The sequence below is a fragment of the uncultured Dokdonia sp. genome (assembly GCF_937910895.1).
Lineage (GTDB): Bacteria > Bacteroidota > Bacteroidia > Flavobacteriales > Flavobacteriaceae > Dokdonia.
Window position 1 is genome coordinate 16,517 of record NZ_CALEMI010000169.1, and the last position, 20,061, is coordinate 36,577.

The 20,061-nt window shown below is 35.2% G+C and carries 19 protein-coding genes; 10 read left to right on the forward strand and 9 right to left on the reverse strand.

The features are described from left to right. Window position 1 precedes the first annotated feature (1 nt). The 5 genes from Q0505_RS21240 to Q0505_RS21260 form a co-directional block, all read right to left on the reverse strand. Complete coding sequence (locus tag Q0505_RS21240; RefSeq protein ID WP_299217683.1) at window positions 2-796, reverse strand: transporter; 795 nt, start codon at window positions 794-796, stop codon at window positions 2-4. A 1-nt stretch (window position 797) separates the two neighbouring features. After that, window positions 798-1,466, reverse strand: a complete 669-nt coding sequence (locus tag Q0505_RS21245) for a metal-dependent transcriptional regulator (RefSeq protein WP_299217685.1) — start codon at window positions 1,464-1,466, stop codon at window positions 798-800. 69 nt (window positions 1,467-1,535) lie between these two features. After that, window positions 1,536-2,015: a regulatory protein RecX gene (locus tag Q0505_RS21250; RefSeq protein WP_299217688.1), complete on the reverse strand. Its 480-nt coding sequence runs from the start codon at window positions 2,013-2,015 to the stop codon at window positions 1,536-1,538. Between the two features lie 89 nt (window positions 2,016-2,104). After that, entirely contained in the window at window positions 2,105-3,649 is a 1,545-nt protein-coding gene (locus tag Q0505_RS21255) for a ribonuclease E/G (protein WP_299217690.1), read from the reverse strand. A 476-nt stretch (window positions 3,650-4,125) separates the two neighbouring features. Then, on the reverse strand, window positions 4,126-4,413 hold the full coding sequence (locus Q0505_RS21260) for an HU family DNA-binding protein (RefSeq protein WP_089370712.1): 288 nt from the start codon (window positions 4,411-4,413) through the stop codon (window positions 4,126-4,128). A gap of 130 nt (window positions 4,414-4,543) precedes the next feature. On the opposite strand from Q0505_RS21260, the gene mutY reads away from it, so the two are divergent. Beyond that, the gene (gene mutY, locus Q0505_RS21265) at window positions 4,544-5,584 is read left to right on the forward strand and encodes an A/G-specific adenine glycosylase (RefSeq protein WP_299217702.1); all 1,041 of its coding nucleotides are present in this window, start codon (window positions 4,544-4,546) and stop codon (window positions 5,582-5,584) included. Here the strand turns inward: mutY and Q0505_RS21270 are convergent. Then, window positions 5,576-6,448 (reverse strand): AraC family transcriptional regulator, encoded by an 873-nt coding sequence (locus Q0505_RS21270; protein ID WP_299217705.1) that lies wholly within the window; start codon window positions 6,446-6,448, stop codon window positions 5,576-5,578. The genes mutY and Q0505_RS21270 overlap by 9 nt on opposite strands. Before the next feature lie 218 nt (window positions 6,449-6,666). Here Q0505_RS21270 and Q0505_RS21275 point away from each other — a divergent pair, with 218 nt between their 5' ends. The 5 genes from Q0505_RS21275 (at window position 6,667) to Q0505_RS21295 (ending at window position 10,671) form a co-directional block, all read left to right on the forward strand. Then, window positions 6,667-7,026, forward strand: a complete 360-nt coding sequence (locus Q0505_RS21275) for a hypothetical protein (RefSeq protein ID WP_299217708.1) — start codon at window positions 6,667-6,669, stop codon at window positions 7,024-7,026. Between the two features lie 206 nt (window positions 7,027-7,232). Next, window positions 7,233-7,685 (forward strand): single-stranded DNA-binding protein, encoded by a 453-nt coding sequence (ssb, locus tag Q0505_RS21280; RefSeq protein WP_299217710.1) that lies wholly within the window; start codon window positions 7,233-7,235, stop codon window positions 7,683-7,685. A 27-nt stretch (window positions 7,686-7,712) separates the two neighbouring features. After that, a complete protein-coding gene (locus tag Q0505_RS21285) occupies window positions 7,713-9,041 on the forward strand; it encodes a gliding motility-associated protein GldE (RefSeq protein ID WP_299217712.1) in 1,329 nt (442 codons plus the stop codon). Between the two features lie 20 nt (window positions 9,042-9,061). Then, entirely contained in the window at window positions 9,062-9,604 is a 543-nt protein-coding gene (gldD, locus tag Q0505_RS21290; RefSeq protein WP_299217760.1) for a gliding motility lipoprotein GldD, read from the forward strand. Between the two features lie 182 nt (window positions 9,605-9,786). Beyond that, window positions 9,787-10,671 (forward strand): DMT family transporter, encoded by an 885-nt coding sequence (locus Q0505_RS21295; RefSeq protein ID WP_299217715.1) that lies wholly within the window; start codon window positions 9,787-9,789, stop codon window positions 10,669-10,671. A 629-nt stretch (window positions 10,672-11,300) separates the two neighbouring features. Here Q0505_RS21295 and Q0505_RS21300 read toward each other — a convergent pair. After that, the gene (locus Q0505_RS21300; RefSeq protein ID WP_299217717.1) at window positions 11,301-11,933 is read right to left on the reverse strand and encodes an ElyC/SanA/YdcF family protein; all 633 of its coding nucleotides are present in this window, start codon (window positions 11,931-11,933) and stop codon (window positions 11,301-11,303) included. 84 nt (window positions 11,934-12,017) lie between these two features. On the opposite strand from Q0505_RS21300, the gene Q0505_RS21305 reads away from it, so the two are divergent. Beyond that, window positions 12,018-12,161, forward strand: coding sequence for an SsrA-binding protein (locus tag Q0505_RS21305; protein WP_299217719.1), 144 nt, complete (start codon window positions 12,018-12,020; stop codon window positions 12,159-12,161). A gap of 68 nt (window positions 12,162-12,229) precedes the next feature. Here the strand turns inward: Q0505_RS21305 and pckA are convergent, their stop codons facing one another. Both pckA and Q0505_RS21315 read right to left on the reverse strand, forming a co-directional pair. After that, window positions 12,230-13,843 carry a phosphoenolpyruvate carboxykinase (ATP) gene (pckA, locus tag Q0505_RS21310; RefSeq protein ID WP_299217722.1) on the reverse strand — a complete coding sequence of 538 codons (1,614 nt, stop codon included), beginning with the start codon at window positions 13,841-13,843 and terminating at the stop codon, window positions 12,230-12,232. Window positions 13,844-13,922: 79 nt separating this feature from the next. Further along, window positions 13,923-14,306: a DUF423 domain-containing protein gene (locus Q0505_RS21315; RefSeq protein WP_299217725.1), complete on the reverse strand. Its 384-nt coding sequence runs from the start codon at window positions 14,304-14,306 to the stop codon at window positions 13,923-13,925. Between the two features lie 64 nt (window positions 14,307-14,370). Here Q0505_RS21315 and Q0505_RS21320 point away from each other — a divergent pair, with 64 nt between their 5' ends. From Q0505_RS21320 to recQ, 3 genes are all read left to right on the forward strand, one after another. After that, a complete protein-coding gene (locus Q0505_RS21320; RefSeq protein WP_299217727.1) occupies window positions 14,371-15,747 on the forward strand; it encodes a saccharopine dehydrogenase C-terminal domain-containing protein in 1,377 nt (458 codons plus the stop codon). Between the two features lie 78 nt (window positions 15,748-15,825). Next, a complete protein-coding gene (locus Q0505_RS21325; RefSeq protein ID WP_299217729.1) occupies window positions 15,826-17,574 on the forward strand; it encodes an FG-GAP-like repeat-containing protein in 1,749 nt (582 codons plus the stop codon). A 175-nt stretch (window positions 17,575-17,749) separates the two neighbouring features. Further along, window positions 17,750-19,843, forward strand: coding sequence for a DNA helicase RecQ (gene recQ, locus Q0505_RS21330; RefSeq protein ID WP_299217731.1), 2,094 nt, complete (start codon window positions 17,750-17,752; stop codon window positions 19,841-19,843). The last annotated feature ends 218 nt before the right edge of the window (window positions 19,844-20,061 follow it).

A 20,061-nucleotide genomic window follows, 5' to 3' on the forward strand; every position in this document is an offset into this window, starting at 1 on the left:
TTTATTTTTTGTCTATTCTGAAACTCACACCCGCACTGAGCAAAAAGTCTTGTCCTTCTGTAATACTTTGTCCTATAGTGGCATCTAGCTGAATAAGTGGTGCAATGGCATACGTGAGACCTGCATCCCAAAAATGATTAGCACTACTATCTTCTGGCAAATCCCCATAGAGCTCTACATAAGCACCTAATTTATCTGTAATTGAATATCCGTAAGAGAGGGTGTAGATATACGCAAACTCAGCAGACTCACCACCTAATTGCCCTCCTAGATTATAAGCAATTCCGGAACGTTCACTCAAGGTATGGTTAAACGCAAATCTAAAATCGGCTGCTGTAAATGCAGGTTTGAAGTCAGCACTTGCTGTAAAAGGAAGAAAAATATGTCCTATCAACCCCATTTCTGGAAACCATCCCTTTTCTTGTGCAATAGCGATTTTTGCTCCAAATAATAAGGGTGACAGTCCACTCTGTACATTATCTAACTTATTACCATTTACCGAGCGTTGAACTTCTTCAAAATTCCACCCTACTCTCAACTCTAAATTTTTAAGAATCCCATAGCGTAATAGGGCTGTATTATATCCAAAAACTTCTTCTTTCACTCCGTTCTCTTCAAAGGAAGTTGTAAACGCTCCTGTCTCAACTTGTAAACTACCTACAGGAACAACCGTAGGTGATTCAGTAGCATCTGGGCGATCTGTTACAAGATCAGGTATAGAAGTTGTTTGTGTCTCTTGAGCGGTTACCTTAAAACTTAGCCCTAAAAGGCAGATTATGATGATTGACTTTTTCAAATTATTGATTTTTATGTAAAACTTGGATATATAAATTTTCAGCAATTTTTTTTGAAATAAAAAATTGTTCTTCTTTAACTTGAATAATCATAGAGCCGTCAAAAAATTCTATTCCTAGCACTTTTATTTTTGACCCAATGGCAATTTTACGCTTATCTAGATACTGCAAAAATTCTCCACTAGTCTCTCGAACGCCCACCAGAATTCCTTGCTGGTTTTTACTCATATCTGAAAGTACTTTCTTTTCTGTTTTCTTAATGTTTCCGTCTTTATCGGGTATAGGATCTCCGTGCGGGTCGTAGTCTGGGTGGTCTAAAAATTTGTCGAGACGTGTAATTAATTCTTCAGACTGAATATGCTCTAACTGCTCTGCAATCTCATGAACTTCATCCCATTGAAAGTTGAGTTTTTCTACTAAAAAAACTTCCCAAAGCCTATGTTTACGCACTACGGCGACGGCGACGGCGACACCTTCTTTTGTAAGTGAGGTTCCTTTATATCTACGATAGGCAACGAGCTCTTTATCTGCGAGACGTTGTATCATATCTGTGGCAGATGATGCTTTGGTGTTCATCATTTGGGCAATGGCATTGGTGGCAATAGCTCCTTTTTGTTCCTGCTCTAAATGAAAGATACATTTAAGATAATTTTCTTCTGCTCTCGTATACATACGGCAAAAGTAAATTAATTATGTTGGGTTATAAAAAACTTATTTTAGTTGAGACTAAAAATAGAATTATTACGGAACTAATTCCTTTGCTTTTTCATACACCCAATCTCCTTCCCAGCCTCTATAAAGTAAATAATCGGCTAGTTTTTTTCTTTTCTTGTATTTGTCTTTTTCTTTGGAAAGTTGCTGTATACGCTTTCGCGAAAGCGTATTAAACGTGCTTATATACTCTTCTTCAGAGATTTCTAACAGCGCTGTTTTAATATTATAAGCAGAAATCTGTCGCTGTTTTAATTCTCTTACAATGCGTTGTTTTCCCCAAGATTTATGATTGAACTTTCCACGCACATAGGCTTTTGCAAAGCGTTCTTCGTTTAAAAAATTATGTTCGATCAGATGTCCTATCACGATATCTATCGCATCGGGTATCATACGCATTTCTAAGAGCTTTTTGCGTACTTCTTGATGACAACGGTCTTGGTAGACACAATAACGCTCTAGGGCACGTTTTGCCTCTTCTATGGTGTATGTTTTTATGGGTTTTAACACGGGATAAAGTTACTATTTACTTTCCTATTACAGCTTCATTTTTAAGCACAAAAAAACCCCGTTCCTTTTCAGGAACGGGGTTTTAAATTCTATATTTTAATTTCCTCACCACTTTTATCTGTAAAGCGGTATTCAAGATACGTGTAAGCGTCTCTGGGTATAATTTTTACCCATTTTTTGTGTTCTAAAAACCATTTAGAACGAATAGATGGAAATCCTTTGGTTAGGAAAGCTGCAACAAATGGGTGCGCATGAAGCGTCACTTTACTTTTGCCACTTTTAAGAATTTTGTCAAGTTTACCTTCTAATTTTTGCACCATAACAATAGGTGCTTCTATCTCTCCGTCAGTTCCATTTGGATCTTCTTCTCGGGTTTTGATATTCATTTCTGGTCGTACTCGCTGCCTGGTGATTTGAATTAAACCAAATTTACTAGGCGGTAATATTTTGTGTTTTGCGCGATCATCTTTCATCTCTTCTTTAAGATGATTAAAGAGTTTCCTACGATTGTCTGCATTGTTCATGTCTATAAAATCGACAACAATAATTCCTCCCATATCTCGGAGACTTAACTGTCGTGCCATTTCTGAAGCGGCGATCATATTTACTTCCAGCGCAGTATCTTCTTGATTCTTTGCTTTATTTGATCTGTTACCACTATTTACATCAACAACATGTAGGGCTTCTGTATGTTCTATAACAAGATATGCTCCTTTACTCATTGATACGGTTTTTCCGAAAGATGTTTTAATCTGTCTTTCTATTCCGAATTTTTCAAAAATTGGAGTTGGACTCTTGTATAGTTTTACGATACTCTCTTTTTTAGGAGCGATCTCGCTTACGTAGTCTTTTATTTGATAATAAAGCGTTTCATCATCTACGGTTATTCCCGTAAAGCTATCATTAAAGATATCTCTGAGTATAGAAGATGCTCGGTTCATTTCACCAAGTATCTTACTAGGATGATGTGCGCCTTGAATTTTTTTACTCATGGTAGCCCATTTGTCTACCAAATTTTGTAGGTCTTTGTCTAGTTCGGCGACCATTACTCCTTGTGCAACTGTGCGTACTATCACACCAAATCCTTTAGGACGTATGCTTTGTACTAATCGTTTAAGACGTGCTTTTTCTTCATTGCTTTCTATCTTTTGTGAAATAGAAATTCTATCAGAAAAAGGCACGAGAACAATATATCTACCAGCTATAGAAAGCTCACTGCTTATTCTAGGACCTTTTGTAGAAATAGGTTCTTTGGCGATTTGTACTAATACACTTTGTTTTTGTTTTAAGACATCGGTAATTTTACCGTTTTTGTCTATGTCTTTTTCAAAAGGAAAGTTGTTTAAAGAATAATCTTTTAATTTACCTGTGCTTACACGTTTTATGTAACTTAGAAGTGTAGGAAGTTTTGGACCTAAATCATGATAATGCAAAAAAGCATCTTTTTCATAACCTACATTAACAAATGCAGCATTTAATCCAGAAACTGTTTTTCTAATATTTGCAATATAAATATCACCAACATTAAATTTATTTCCGTCTTCTTCTTTGTGAAGTTCTATAAGTCTTCCATCTTTTAATAAGGCAAAATCAACTGCCGAGGAACTAGATCTAATAACTAATTCTTTATTCACTCTTTAGTAATTTTTATCCATCACGCTATATGCGTAACAAATGGATTATACAATAATTTATCACAGGTGTGCTAACGTATACGTATGTATACAAAATGTAATAAATACGGTGTAACGTAAAGTCCTCAAGGTGTAAGGCTTTTGTGTTACGATGTCAAAGAACTATGAATTATACATAGGTTATCACCATCCAAAAAAGATGAACTTAAGAAAGACAATCACTTTATAGTTTTTATATCATAGCTAATGCCATGCAAAATTAAGTGAAGCCATTTTATGCACACGTATTTAAAAATCTACATAAATAGATTACGAATGGTATATGTATAATTCAAAAGAAAAAGTAGTCTAAGACTACTTTTTCTTTTTGTGACGGTTTGCTCTACGTCTTTTTTTACGTTTGTGCGTTGCTACCTTGTGTCTTTTTCTTTTTTTACCACTTGGCATAAAATGATTCTTTTAATAAGTTATTTAAATTATACTGCAACGTTCGTCTTTACACCTTCTACAAATACTTTTGCAGGTTTGAACGCAGGTATGTTATGCGCTGGAATTTTGATAGTCGTATTCTTAGAAATGTTTCTACCAGTTTTTTCAGCTCTTGTCTTGATAATAAAGCTACCAAATCCTCTTAAATAAACGTTGTCTCCACCTTCTAAAGAGGTTTTAACTTCACTCATAAATGATTCGATAGTTGCTTGTACGTCATTCTTTTCGATACCTAGTTTTTCAGATACCTTTGCTACAATATCAGCTTTTGTCATTTTAATAATTGTTTAGGGGTTAAACTTTTCAAGTTCGCAAATATAAGCATTATAAATTCAAACTTTCAAGCATAATCTTTTAAATTATAAGAAGATAAGTATATAAATTAGCAAAAACCTTTATTTTCAATTGAATATATCTAATAAACTCATATCGTGGTATCTAGAAAACAAGCGTGAAATGCCTTGGAGAAAAACCACAGATCCTTATCGTATTTGGCTATCAGAGATCATTCTTCAACAAACTAGAGTAGCGCAAGGTTTGCCCTATTATTTAAAGTTTACAGAGGCATTTCCCACCGTAAAAGATCTAGCAAATGCTTCTGAAGAAGAAGTTTTGAAATTATGGCAAGGATTAGGCTATTATTCTCGTGGCAGAAATTTACACACAGCTGCAAAGTACATTGTAGAAGATCTTAATGGAGTTTTCCCAAACACGTATAAAGAGTTATTAAAATTAAAAGGTGTTGGTGATTATACAGCTAGTGCCATAGCCAGTATCAGTTTTCAGGAGCCTACTGCTGTGGTAGATGGTAATGTGTACAGAGTGTTGTCTCGCCTTTTTGGTATTGACACTCCTATTAATAGCACACAAGGCATTAAAGAGTTTAAGGAACTTGCTCAAGAACTTATTGACAAAGACCAACCAGCAAACTTTAATCAAGCTATTATGGAATTTGGAGCCATACAATGTAAGCCTCAAAATCCGTATTGTTTACATTGTGTTTTTAATGACTCTTGTGTGGCTTTACAAAAAAATAAAATTGACACACTTCCTGTAAAACTCAAAAAAACAAAAGTTAAAAATCGGTATTTACATTATTTGGTGTTCAGATCTACAGATCATAAAACAATCATACAGCGTCGTACAGGAAAAGGAATTTGGGAAGGGCTGTATCAATTTCCATTAATTGAAGGGGAGTTTGACGGTGTACGCTTTCGCGAAAGCGAACCCTTTCTAAAAGAAACAGCTTCTTACACGATAAAAAATGCGTCTCAATATAATGAAACGCCTATTGTGCATAAATTATCTCATCAACATTTGCATACTATATTTTGGATTATCGATGTAGAACAACTTCAAGAAGATGCGATTGAAATTACAACCCTGAGATCCTATCCAGTTCCTGTGCTTATTTCTAATTTTATAGAAGAAATAGGTTTAATCTAGGATCGTTTTAATCTGTTTTCTGTATGCTGATGGGTTTTGACCTGTAAATGCTTTAAACCTTTTATTAAAATGTGAGAAATTATTAAATCCACTTTCAAAACATACTTCTGTGATACTAATGGCATGTTCTGAGAGCAACTTAGATGCGTGTACCAAACGATATTCATTTACAAACTGAGTAAATGTTTTATTGGTAATCTTTTTAAAATAACGGCAAAAAGAAGGAACGGTCATGTGCGTTAATGCTGCTATTTCTTCTAAGGTAATCTCTTCTTTAAAATGAGTCTTTACATGATTAAAGACTAAATTGATACGGTCATTATCCTGTACATTGGATAATAAGGCAAAGCCATCTGCATTTAAAATTCTAAACTCTTTTGTAATCGCAAGCCTATTAAGGATACTCAAGTAAGAAACTAATCGCTCAAAATCGGTTTCATGTTCCATTTCTTCCATGAGAGCCCCTACCTCTGTCTTGGTGTCTCCAGAAAACACGATACCTCGTTTTGAAACTTGTAAAAGCTTTTTAATAGGAGCCATTTCCGGAATATCAAAAAAGTCATCTCCAAGAAAGTTAGCTTTCATTTGTATCACAGTTTCAAACTTGTTGTTTGTTTGATGGTCTGTAAAACCACAATGTGGGAGATTACTCCCTACTAGTATTAATGTTCCCCAAGTATAATAAGAAAGATTACTCCCTACTAACCGCCTGCCCGTTCCCCCATTCACATAGACAAGTTCTAACTCAGGGTGGTAATGCCATACCGTATTATCATTTCTATTTTCCTTGTCAAATTTTTGATAGGTAAACGAATTGCCAAAATTGGGAGTGATAGTTTCTAATGTAGGTTTTTGTAAAAGCATGTCGGGGGTTTTTCTGGTTAAAGTTAAAAACGCTTCTGGTTATAAATCGTTAGAAATTTACCGTAAATCTATGCTAAATTAACATAAATGATATTCAGGTGTAATATTGAAGTTAATTTAGAACATTAATCTGAACATATTGTAATAGCAACTAACGTATTCTGAGTGTATGTTTGTATCATAATTATTTAGTTATCAATCTTTAAAATCGAAATAGTATGAAAACCACATTAAAATCAGTATTGCTTCTTGTGCTTTTAACAACAAGTGTGTATGTAAATGCAACAGGATCTGAAACATTTATAGATGAGAAAAAACCAATTACATCAACTATTGATAGTGATATGGTTATCCGTAAGAAAGATGAGAAAGTTTCTATAAATCTTTTAAACTTGGACTTAAATCCCGTAGAAATTATTATTAGAGATGGCTTAGGACGCATCGTTTTTTTTGAAACAATCAATAACGATCAGACCATTCAGAAATCATTTAATTTTACAAAAGCATACAAGGGAAGTTATAGTATTAAAGTAAAAGATGGATCTACTACTTATAATAAAGAGATAGAGATTATCTAAACACCTCTCTCCGCTTTACCGCATTTAACTTGCTTAGTTTTGTAAGATCTCTTTTAGATAATTCTATAAGGGATCTTCCTTTTTGGTTTTAAATGAAGTGAACTTTTATAAAACACTTCTTTGCCATAGAACTAAAAGTCTTTTAATATCTATTCTTATCTTTACGTTTATAGATTACAGCCTAATATTTTCTTATATTTGACACTATGGCAGGAACAGTTAATAAGGTAATTCTAATAGGACATACAGGAGACGAAGTAAAAATGCATTACTTTGAAGGAGGTAATAGTATAGGGCGTTTCCCGCTGGCTACCAATGAAGAATATACCAATCGAACTACTGGAGAACGGGTGAGTAATACGGAGTGGCATAACATCGTTGTTCGAAATAAAGCTGCCGAAATATGTGAAAAGTATCTCAAAAAAGGAGATAAGGTATATATAGAAGGTCGTTTAAAAACGCGCAAATGGACTGATGACAAAGGTATGGAGCGTTACAGTACTGAAATACAATGTATAGATTTTACGTTTCTCACGCCTAAAGGAGAAGGCCAACAACCTAATAACACTTCTACACCGTCAGCACAGCCTACGCAAACACCTCAACCTACACCATCACAGACGAGTTCTGCTGAAGATGTAGATGATCTCCCATTTTAAAACTACGTATAACGAATTTAAAGACGATTGGATCCTGACCCCGAACCCTTATCCTTATTTATAGTATTAGCTTTTAACAGTACTATTCTCATAAGCAGTATCTTACTGATACTACTCCTTGCATGCTCTGCACTCATAAGTGGTGCTGAAGTTGCTTTTTTTTCACTAACACTTACAGACTTAAAAGAGCAGGAAGCAGCAGACCAAGAAAATCCTAGATTAAAAATGGTCGTAAGGTTATTACAAAAACCAAAAAAACTATTAGCGACCATATTAGTAGCAAATAATACAATAAATATTGCGATTGTATTGCTTTTTGCGAGTCTTGGAGAGATTTTATTTAAGGATGTACAAGCTACAATCTTTGGAGCTCCTGTAAAATTTATCATAGAAATCGTTATTGTTACCTTTTTGATTTTACTCTTTGGCGAGATTTTACCTAAAATCTATGCGAGTCGTAATAACAAAAAATTTGCGAGCCTTATGGCATTCCCGCTTAGGTTTTTGGATATTATCTTCACTCCTTTGAGCGGTCCTATGCGGTTTATTACATTACAAATACACAAAAAGCTTGGAGATCAAAAATCAAGTTTCAATATAGATCAGCTTTCTCAAGCGCTTGAGCTGACAACCGACGGAGATACCACCAAAGAAGAGCAAAAAATATTACAAGGTATTGTTGCTTTTGGGAATACAGACACCAAACAAGTGATGCGTCCTCGTATGGATGTATTTGCACTTAACAAAGAAGATGCTTATACTTCTATATTACACCAGATAACCACCAAAGGATATTCTCGTATTCCCGTATATGATGAGAGTGTAGATAGCGTTATTGGTATTTTATATGTAAAAGATTTACTCCCACATCTATCAGATAAAAATTTTGATTGGACATCTTTACTAAGAGAGCCTAATTTTGTTCCTGAAAACAAAAAACTAGATGATTTACTTGCCGAGTTTAAAGAAAAGAAAAATCATCTTGCCATTGTCGTAGATGAATACGGAGGTACTAGTGGTATTATTACCTTAGAAGATATAATTGAAGAAATTGTAGGAGACATTAGTGACGAGTTTGATGATGAAGATATTATTTACACCAAAATGGATGATTACAATTATGTTTTTGATGGAAAAACATCTTTAAAAGATTTTTACCGTATTATACATCTAGGAGATGATAGTGTATTTGAAACTCAAAAAGGAGAGGCTGAAACAATTGCTGGTTTTATCCTAGAGGTATCAGGAGGTTTTCCTAAAAAAAATGAAGTAATAAAATACGACAGATATACGTTTACAGTTGAAGCTATAGACAAAAAGCGCATTAAACAAATTAAATTTACCATTCAGCCTTGACCCTACGTTCTCACTTCTATATACTACTCTGTTGCACACTTTTTATTTCTTGTGGTGATGATGTTTTGCCTAAACCTGAAGCTTTTTTGAGTCTTACGTATCCCAAACCAAACTACGTTACTACCACTACAGATTGTGATTATAGTTTTGAAAAAAATGATATAAGTACTGCCTACTTTAAAGATGATTGTTCTGCTACCATCAATTATCCAGAACTTGATGGCACTTTATTTCTAACCTATAGAAAAGTAGACAATAATATAAATGCTTTATTAAGAGATGCTCAAAAACTCACGTATGAACATGTCATAAAAGCCGATGATATTATTGAAGAGAAGTATATTAATAAAGAGCAAGACGTATACGGGATGTTTTACGATGTACGTGGTAATGCCGCTTCTCAATCTCAATTTTATGTAACCGATAGTACACAACATTTTATCACGGGTTCTATTTATTTTAATGCAAAACCAAACTACGACAGTATTTATCCTGCTGCCGTCTATCTTAAAAACGATATCCGTCATCTTATGGAAACTATTTCTTGGAAGAATAAAGATTAGTACGCTTTCGCGAAAGCATACCCACGAGCAAAATCAAGCTTAAAGACCATAATCATGTTACCCACCGCTTTCTTGACTCACAAGGCATTGCGTCTAATTACCCTGAACAATCAACTTTTAAAGTCATAAACTCGTAAACTTACCAACGAATTGCCCTAACTTTGCGTACCTAAAATTTTGCAATGCAAAACAGTACGTTAAAATGGATTTACCTTGTTGTTTTATCCATTATTTGGGGGAGTTCTTTTATACTTATAAAAAAGGGGCTTGTAGGCCTCGCCCCTATCCAACTCGGTGCTTTACGAATTTTATTTACTGCATTTTTCTTATTACTGATAGGTTGGAAAAGTGTACGTACCATCAAAAAACAAGAATGGAAATGGATTCTTATTTCTGGTATTTTAGGTACTGGACTTCCCGTATTTCTGTTTGCCTACGCTGAAACAGAAATAGATAGTGCTATTGCTGCTATACTCAACTCTAGTGTTCCTTTACTTACCCTTTTATTGGGCTTGGTTCTATTCGGCACTACATTCTTAAAACATCAATTAGTAGGGGTTTTAGTAGGATTAAGTGGCGCTACAGCGCTTATCCTTATAGGAGCAAGTATCAATCCTGATCAGAATTACTGGTATGCTTTACTCGTTGTATGTGCAAGTGTGATGTATGCTCTCAATGTCAATATTATTAAACGCTATATGCAGGATATTTCTGCGATTGCGATTGCTACGGGAAACTTTATTTTTCTAATCCCGCCTGCTGTTATTTTATTGATGTATTCAGATTTTTTTAATACAGTTACATTGAACACTCCTGAAGTACAAGTCTCTATAGGTTACATTGTGATACTCGCCCTTTTTGGAACGGCTATGGCGAAAGTGATGTTTAATAAATTAGTACAAATAAGCAATCCTGTATTTGCCTCATCCGTTACCTACCTAATGCCCATCATCTCCGTCTCATGGGGATTACTAGATGGTGAGAAATTTACAATTTGGCAATTTGTTGCTTCGCTTATTATTATAGGAGGTGTATATCTTGTAAATAAAAGAAGAAAAGCTATATAATTAGAAAGGGGTGGTTGTGTATTTTATTTTGGATATTTTTTTAATTCAAAATAAGAATACACTTTCCGTAAAAACCCACTAGAAAAATTTACGCTTTACAATTTCTTGCTTCACTCATTATTATTGGTGGTGTGTATCTGGTGAATAAAAGAAAAAAAATTACCTAGTTTAAACGGGGTGGTTGTATTTTTTATTTTGAAAATTTTTCAATTCAAAATAAAAAATACTTTCCGTTACACTCTAATAAGAAAAATTTACAATGACACAGTTATTTGCTTCATTAGTCATTATAGGTGATGTGTATCTGGTGAATAAAAGAAGGAAAGCTCTATAATTAAACGGGGGTGGTTGTGTATTTTATTTTGGATATTTTTTGACCCAAAATAAAATACACTTTCCGTAAAAATAACTTGAAAAATTTAGTCTTTTTAATTCCCAAATTTTTGTTTCCCCAACCCAGAAGGGAGCAAAAATTTTAAATATTCTAACTAAAGAATTATGAATCATTAGTGTCTTAGGAGGGGATAAAGAAAGTATATTTATTTACTTAGCTGTCGTGTGACTAACAATCAAGTCTTACGCTTATGTCTAAAGGCGAAGCGGTCTTATGTCTAGGTCAGAGACGACTATCATTTAATTTCAATTTTCTTACCTAAAAATTTAGGCTCTACCCCGAACAATATATCCAAAAACACTTTTGTTCTTGCTAGGTATTCCCGAAGCTGTACTTTGATTCCATAACGACCAGAAACATCGGTTGCATTAAAACCAATAGCTTCTATGCCATTTTTTCCAGCAAGGTAAATCGCACGTTCGTTATGAAATTCTTGAGAGATAATCGTAATTTTTTCTTGTCCAAATATTTCTTTGGCTCGTATCACAGAATCTAGTGTTCTAAATCCCGCATAGTCTAGGAATATTTTATGCTCAGGAATGCCTTTTTCTATAAGCTCATTTTTGAAATCTGTTGGCTCATCATAAGACGAAGTACTATTATCTCCACTTACCAAGACAAAGTCAATTTTACCTGCTTTATATAAGGCTACCGTTGCTTCAATCCTATACTTAAAATATAAATTGATTCGACCATTTTGTAGCATTTTTGAAGTTCCTAATACTAAACCCACCTTGTTTTTTTCAATAGTAGAAACTTTATCATAGGTTTTACCATGTGCAAAGGACTCTATAGCGTAGTTAGAAACTACTACAACACTTAATGATATACCTATGAATACAAAGAGGATTTTTACTTTTTTACGCATAGAACCTACATGACTTTTTCTAAAAATAATCAATTTAAAAACAGTTTCATCAGATCGTACCTTCTTATTATTTACTTTTACTATATGACTTTTTACAAAATTTTAGCTAAACTAAATAAGGCTGTCCTCCCATCGTTTTCTAAAAAAGGACTCGATCTAGCCAAAGCAAAAAAATGGCAACTTGCCCTTATTGGGTATCGTGCTTGGGTGACAAAAAGAGCACTATAGAAAACAAAAAGCGATTGCATACACAACCGCTTTTATAAGATTCTCTTTTTATTTTAAATAATCAACGTCTATCCTAGTGGTGGTTGTCCGTTCATAATTTCTTCACTAGCATACGATTCAAATTTTTTAAAGTTTTCTTTGAATGATTTTGCTAGTTTATGTGCTGTTGTGTAGTATCCTTCGTCATTTTTCCAAGTAGCGCGAGGAGATAACACTTCTGTAGGTACGCCTGGGCATGTACGCGGTTGTGCGACTCCAAATACAGAATGGATATGATAATTCTCTGGAGTCACTTCAGACGGTAACTCTCCGTTCATCGCGGCAGAGATCATCGCTCTTGTGTATTTGAGCTTCATACGAGATCCAACGCCGTAAGGACCTCCGGTCCAACCTGTATTTACCAACCATACATTCACTCCTGCTTCTTGCATTTTCTTGCTTAACATATCTGCGTATTTTGTAGGATGTAAAGGCATAAAAGGAGCTCCAAAACAAGCAGAAAAAGAAGGTTGTGGTTCTGTAACCCCTGCTTCAGTTCCAGCAACTTTGGCAGTATACCCACTTATAAAGTGATAGGCTGCTTGTCCAGGTGTTAATTTTGAGATGGGAGGCAGTACGCCAAAAGCATCTGCCGTTAGGAAGAATATATTCTTAGGATTCTTTGCCAATGATGGCACTTTGATATTATTGATGTGATCAATAGGATAACTTACACGCGTATTTTGAGTAATGGATGTATTTGCAAAATCAACGTTCCCATCCTCATCCATAATGACGTTTTCCAAAATAGCTCCTGGCTTTATCGCATTATAAATATCAGGTTCATTTTCGGCAGAAAGATTAATCACTTTTGCATAACATCCTCCTTCAAAATTGAAGATCGTATTTTCTGCAGTCCAACCATGCTCGTCATCTCCTATCAATTTACGATTAGGATCTGCAGAGAGTGTTGTTTTTCCAGTTCCAGAAAGCCCAAAAAAGATAGCTGTTTCTCCGTTTTCACCTACATTGGCCGAGCAATGCATCGGTAAGGTATTTTTTTCTACAGGAAGGATAAAGTTTAATGCAGAAAAAATCCCTTTTTTGATTTCTCCTGTATATCCTGTCCCACCGATTATAATTGTTTTTTCTGTAAAACTTAATATAGCAAAATTAGATTGACGTGTCCCATCTACTTCTGGATCTGCAAGAAATCCAGGAGCATTGAGAATCGTCCATTCTGGCGTAAAGTTTTCAAGCTCTTTCTCTGTAGGTCTCAAAAACATATTATAGGCAAACATATTTGACCAAGGATACTCGTTAATCACGCGTATATTCAATCTATATTTATCATCTGCACAGGCATAACTATCTCTTACATAAAGTTCTTTGTCAGAAAGATAGTCTGTCACTTTTGTTTTTAATTTCGCGAAAGCGTCAGCCTCAAAAGGAATATTAATAGATCCCCACCATACTAAATCTTTGGTCTTATCATCTTTTACAATAAAGCGATCCAGAGGTGAACGCCCAGTAAATTTACCAGTATTGACCGCAAGTGCTCCGCTAGAAGCTGTTTTTCCCATAGTATTCTTTACAGAAATATCATGCAATTCTTGAGGTTCTAGTTGGTAATGAGCGATTGCATTGTCAATTCCGTAGGGTTTTAACGAAATCGTTTTCGTAACTGAAGTGTAAGAAGCCATAAAAATGGTATTTGTTGTGTTGTTTTTAGAGTACAAAGGTAAAAAATACCTTAGAGTTAGCCCTATTTTTATGTTATTTCTATTTCTTCATTTGGAAGAATTTAACAATAAGGACTCCCCAAGCCGTTATTAGCAAGGCTCCTCCTATAGGGGTTACAAATCCAATCGTTGTAAAATCAAAACCTGTGAGTACGTTTGTCGCAAGACCATAGATGGATCCCGAAAATAATATAACGCCTACGAGAATAAGAATGTGAAGCACTTTTTTTGTTTTTTCGCTTAAAGCGAAAGAAGCCACCAACAGCATCAATAATGCGTGATATATCTGATATTTTACGGCTGTTTCAAAAGTAGCAATAGCATCGGCATCTACCAATTTTTCAAGTCCGTGCGCTCCAAAGGCTCCAATCACTACTCCTAAAAATCCTAAAATACTTCCTGTTATTAAAAGTCGTTTGTTCATAAAATTACTTGTTATATAAGTAAGCAAATAACTACATTCGTACTCCACAAATTTACAACCAAATATGTCTACAAGAACAATTTTAGTAATAGGAGCTGGAAAATCAGCCTCTCAATTAATAAATTATTTACTCGATAAAGCTGCTACAGAAAACTTAGAGATCATTGTGGGTGATATTTCTATAGAAAATGCGCAAAAATTAGTAGGTAATCATCCTAAAGGAAAAGCGATGATACTCGATGTTTTTAACAAAGAGCAACGTGAAAAATCCATTCAAGACGCAACAATTGTGATCTCTATGCTTCCTGCACGGTTTCATATAGAAGTGGCTCGTGATTGTATTACCTATAATAAATCTATGGTCACTGCTTCTTATATCTCTGAAGAAATGGAAGCGCTAGATAAAGCTGCTAAAGAAAAAGGGCTCATTTTTATGAATGAGATAGGTCTTGATCCAGGTATTGACCACATGAGCGCGATGCAAGTCATAGATCGCATACGTGATAAGGGTGGTAAAATGATTCTTTTTGAAAGTTTTACAGGAGGTCTTGTAGCACCAGAAAGTGATACTAATCTATGGAATTACAAGTTCACTTGGAATCCGCGCAACGTCGTACTTGCAGGACAAGGAGGCGCTGCAGAGTTTATTCAAGAAGGTGCTTATAAATATATTCCGTACCAACGCCTTTTCAGACGTACAGAGTTTCTAGAAATAGAAGGCTATGGTCGTTTTGAGGGGTACGCAAACAGAAATTCATTAAAATATAGATCCATATACGGCTTGGACAATATTGCTACGTTGTATCGTGGTACGATTCGTCGAGTAGGATTTTCTAAGGCATGGCATATTTTTGTCATGATGGGTATGACAGATGATAGTTATACACTTCAAGAAACCGAGAATATGAGTTATCGAAGTTTTTTAAATCTATTTCTTCCCTACTCTCCTACAGATTCTGTTGAGTTAAAACTACGTCACTCACTTAAAATAGATCAAGATGATCTCTTATGGGATAAACTTGTTGAACTAGATATTTTTAATCCTGACAAAAAACTAGGAATTAAAAATGCAACTCCTGCAAAATGCTTACAACGTATCTTAGAAGATAAGTGGACTCTTGAACCAGAAGACAAGGACATGATTGTGATGTATCACAAATTTGGTTATGAACTCAATGGAGAACGCAAACAAATAGATGCGACCATGGTAAATATTGGGAACGATCAGGTAGAAACAGCAATGGCTAGAACGGTAGGACTTCCTGTAGCTATGGCAACACTGCGGATTCTAAATGGAGACATTACGACTCCTGGAGTACAACTTCCTATCAGAAAAGAAGTATATGCACCTATTCTTAAAGAGTTAGAAGAATATGGTATTACTTTTAAAGAATACGACGTTCCTTATTTAGGATACAATCCTAATAATGTAGGGGGATAAATCTCATCGAGATCTCAACTCGTTCCTTTATGTTTTAAAAAAAGTTTTAGTACTTTAAGATCCTAAAATTGCTTTTGTATGAAAAGAGTCGTATTCATTTTTATTCTTATTGTTCAGCAAGGTTTTAGTCAGATCGAATTTAGAAATGATGAGTCACTACTTTTTGATCAGCAAACAGTATATGGCACTAGTGTACTAGGTCCTAGCATTTCTTTCTTTGATTTTGATCAGGATGGATGGGATGATATTACAGTGCCAGCATCAGCTACGCGTGATTTTCGGTTTTTTAAAAACGTCGAAGGAACTTTTGAAGAAATAAATTTAGGGATTTCAAGCAATAACATTCAAGCAAGACATGTCATTTGGGTCGATTTTGATAATGATGGAGATTACGACTTTTTTGCTACTAGTGATTTAGGACATCTTTGGTTATATAGAAATGAAGGAGATGCTAGCTTTACAGATATCACAGACACATCAGGACTTCCCAGCGTTACTTTTCCTTACTGGGGGTCTTCTTGGGGAGACTATAATAACGATGGTCATTTAGATGTTTTTATTAGCGTCAGAGATGCAAATCAGGAACAAGGAAATTTGCTTTTTCAAGGGAATGGAGATGGAACTTTTATAAACACAACACTTGAGGCAGGAATAGATACAGCGGGCTATATTACTTTTTGTTCTTCCTTTTTCGATTATGATAACGATGGAGATCAAGATATCTATACCGCAAATGATAAGTGTACTACTCCAAACACCCTTTATAGGAATAATGGAGATGGTACCTTTACAGATGTAAGTATAGAAAGTAACACAAACCTGTATATGAGCGCGATGTCTACCACAGTCGATGATTTTAATAATGATGGTTGGTTAGACATCTATGTCACCAATTTCTACCCTCCTTTTGAAGAAGATGTTACCGTAGGAAATGCCTATTTAATCAATAATGGCGATGGTACTTTTAGCAACATTGCTTTAGATAACGGAACTCGATTTGACAGCATTGGCTGGGGTGCTGTATGCTTAGATGTCATCAATAACACTCACAAAGATCTGTATGTAAGTGCTAGTGTAAATGGTGTTGACGGCAGATTATCATCAGCGCTTTACATAAATGATGGTTTAGGTAATTATACTATTGCCACAAATACGGGTATCGAAAATGACGATTTTATAAGCTACTCAAACGCCATCGGTGATATTCAGAATGATGGGCTACAAGACATCGTGGTCATTAATGCCAATAGTGAACCTATCTCCTTATGGAATAATACAAGCACAACAGACAACAATTGGCTCAAAATAAAACTAGATGGAACCACCAGTAATCGAATGGGAATCGGCTCCAGAATAAAAGTAGGTATTGGAGACAACGTATATTATGGATATACACTTTGTGGAGAAGGCTATATGAATCAGAACAGTAGTGCTGAGTTCTTTGGTTTAGGAGACGCCACGGCTGTTGATTATATTGAAGTTACCTGGTTAAGCGGTATGATTGATCGTTTAGAAAATATAGATTCCAATCAAACCATTACGATCCTAGAAGGATCTAGCCCTCTAAACATCGAAGAGTTTGTCTCTAACGATCTCATGGTGTATCCAAATCCTGCAACAAACACCATTCATTTTACCTATTTAGGAAATGAGCAGCTAGTAGATATCCGTATAATTGATATCCACGGAAAAATAATCAAAACGCAACGTATTCTTAATACAAATCAAGAACACACTATGGATCTTTCAAATCTTGCAGCAGGCGTTTATTTCTTATCTATAAAGGATCGTGACAGAAACATTGTCAAAAAAATTATTTTGCTGTAAAAGACGTTAAAACTCGAGATAAGAATTGAATTCCCACCAAAATCGAGATTCGTTAACAAATTATTTTGAATGCTTCTTTCAGACTGTTTAAAACAGCATTTTGCTAATAAAAAGCGCATATTTATCTCTATAATTTTATTAATTACATTCCAGATTTAGTAGCTTGCAATTCTATATGATTGCAGAAAAAGACACCTTACATACGCTTCTAAAAACCCATTTTGGGTATGATCACTTTCGTGAAAACCAATTGGAGATTATTCAAGATATCATTTCAGGAAAAGATACCTTAGTCATCATGCCAACTGGAGGCGGAAAATCCATGTGTTTTCAGCTTCCTGCATTGGCGTTGCCAGGTACCGCTCTCGTGATATCACCGCTTATTGCATTAATGAAAGATCAAGTAGATGCATTGAAAGCAAACGGTATCAAAGCGGCCTATTATAATAGTACACAATCGCAAGAAGAAATAGAAAAAGTAATTCAGGACCTACAAAAAGACGAACTGGATCTTATTTATGTAGCACCAGAAAGCTTGTCATTACTTGACAATGTTTTACAAGAAGCACATATCAGCTTAATTGCTATAGATGAGGCACATTGTATTTCATCTTGGGGACATGATTTTAGACCTGCCTACACCCAACTAGGCTATCTTAAAAAACGATATCCTTCAACGCCTTTGGTTGCACTAACCGCAACAGCAGACACCTCTACACAAGATGATATTGCTGAGCAACTTTCTATACCAAACGCAAAACGGTATGTTGCCTCTTTTGATAGACCTAACCTATTTCTGGATGTACGACCTGGTCAAAACAGAATAAAACAAATTCTTTCTTTTTTGGATAGACGTCCTTTTGAGAGTGGTATTGTTTATTGTCTGAGCAGAAAAAGCACAGAGCAACTTGCTCAAAAATTACGAGATGCAAATCATCCTGCTACTGCATATCATGCAGGAATTAATTCCGAAGAACGCGCACAAATACAGGAAGACTTCATCAATGACAAAACACCTATCATAGTCGCGACAATAGCCTTTGGGATGGGTATTGACAAGAGCAATGTACGCTGGGTCATCCATTATAATATGCCTAAAAACATAGAAGGCTATTATCAAGAAATTGGTCGCGCAGGCAGAGACGGACTCCCTTCACACACGCTCCTATTTTACAGTTATGCAGATACCATACAGTTGCGTAAGTTTATAGAAAACAGCGCAAATATCGAATACCAAACGGCAAAATTAGACCGGATGCAACAATATGCAGAAGCTTTAAGTTGTCGGCGAAAAGTATTGTTGAATTACTTTGGAGAATTTCTCTTAGAAGACTGTGGGAATTGTGACATCTGTAAAAACACCCCTGAATATTTTGATGGTACTGTCATCGCACAAAAAGTACTTTCAGGGATTGCTCGATTAAAAGAGCAAGAACCTTTAGGAATGGTCATAGATGTCCTTCGAGGTTCTCAGAATGCCGCCGTATATGACAAAGGGTATCAACATATCAAAACCTTCGGCGCTGCTAAAGATATTGCCTGGAAAGATTTACAACAGTATATCATTCAAATAATTAATCAGGGGTTGTTGGAAATACGCTTTCGCGAAAGCGGAAGACTCCTTCTTACCCCACTGGCAAATGATGTCTTATTTAACGGATACAACGTACAATTGGCAAATCTCGTCCAGCCCATTGTTGAAATTCCCAAAGAACGTAAACCTAAAAAACCAAAAGGCACCTTATTTGAAAAACTTCGTGAGTTGCGTAATGAACTTGCCCGTGACGAAAACGTGCCTGCTTACATTATTTTTAGTGACGCCAGTTTGAAAGATATGGAAGATCAAGAACCCACGACAGAAGCTGAGTTTCTTGCGATAAGTGGTGTAGGACAAGCAAAACTTGAAAAATATGCTTCTGATTTTCTAAACGTAATCAAGGCTCATATCGCCAAACCAAAAAAACAAAAAGTTGGCAAAACTCACGAAGAAACACGCTCCTACATTGAACAAGGACTCTCTATAGAAGAGATTGCCGAAGCTCGAAATCTTACCCTAAGCACTATATATAATCACATATTAAAATTACGTGAGGACGGTATGGAGATAGATTTTGACCCATTTATCACGACACAGGAAATCGATCAAATCAATAAGGCACAAAACGAAGTAGAAGATGCTACGAGTTTAAAATCATTTTTTACCTACTTTGAAGAGCAAATGCCCTATTGGAAAATCAAAATGGGGTTATACCTATTAAAAGACAAATAACTTGATTTGCTTTCAAAAATAACTTGAGGCTTAGTTCGCTTTCGCGAAAGCGTATATTACAAGAAATTAAGAATACCCACTATGCTCTGGTCATCCTATATTATTTTACTTTTGCTGTTCTTTTAATTACATACATAGCAAATAGATGGAAATTCCTACTACCATAAGCGTATTGACAGTCAACAAAACACCTTATTAAGGTTGCTTAATGAGTTCTA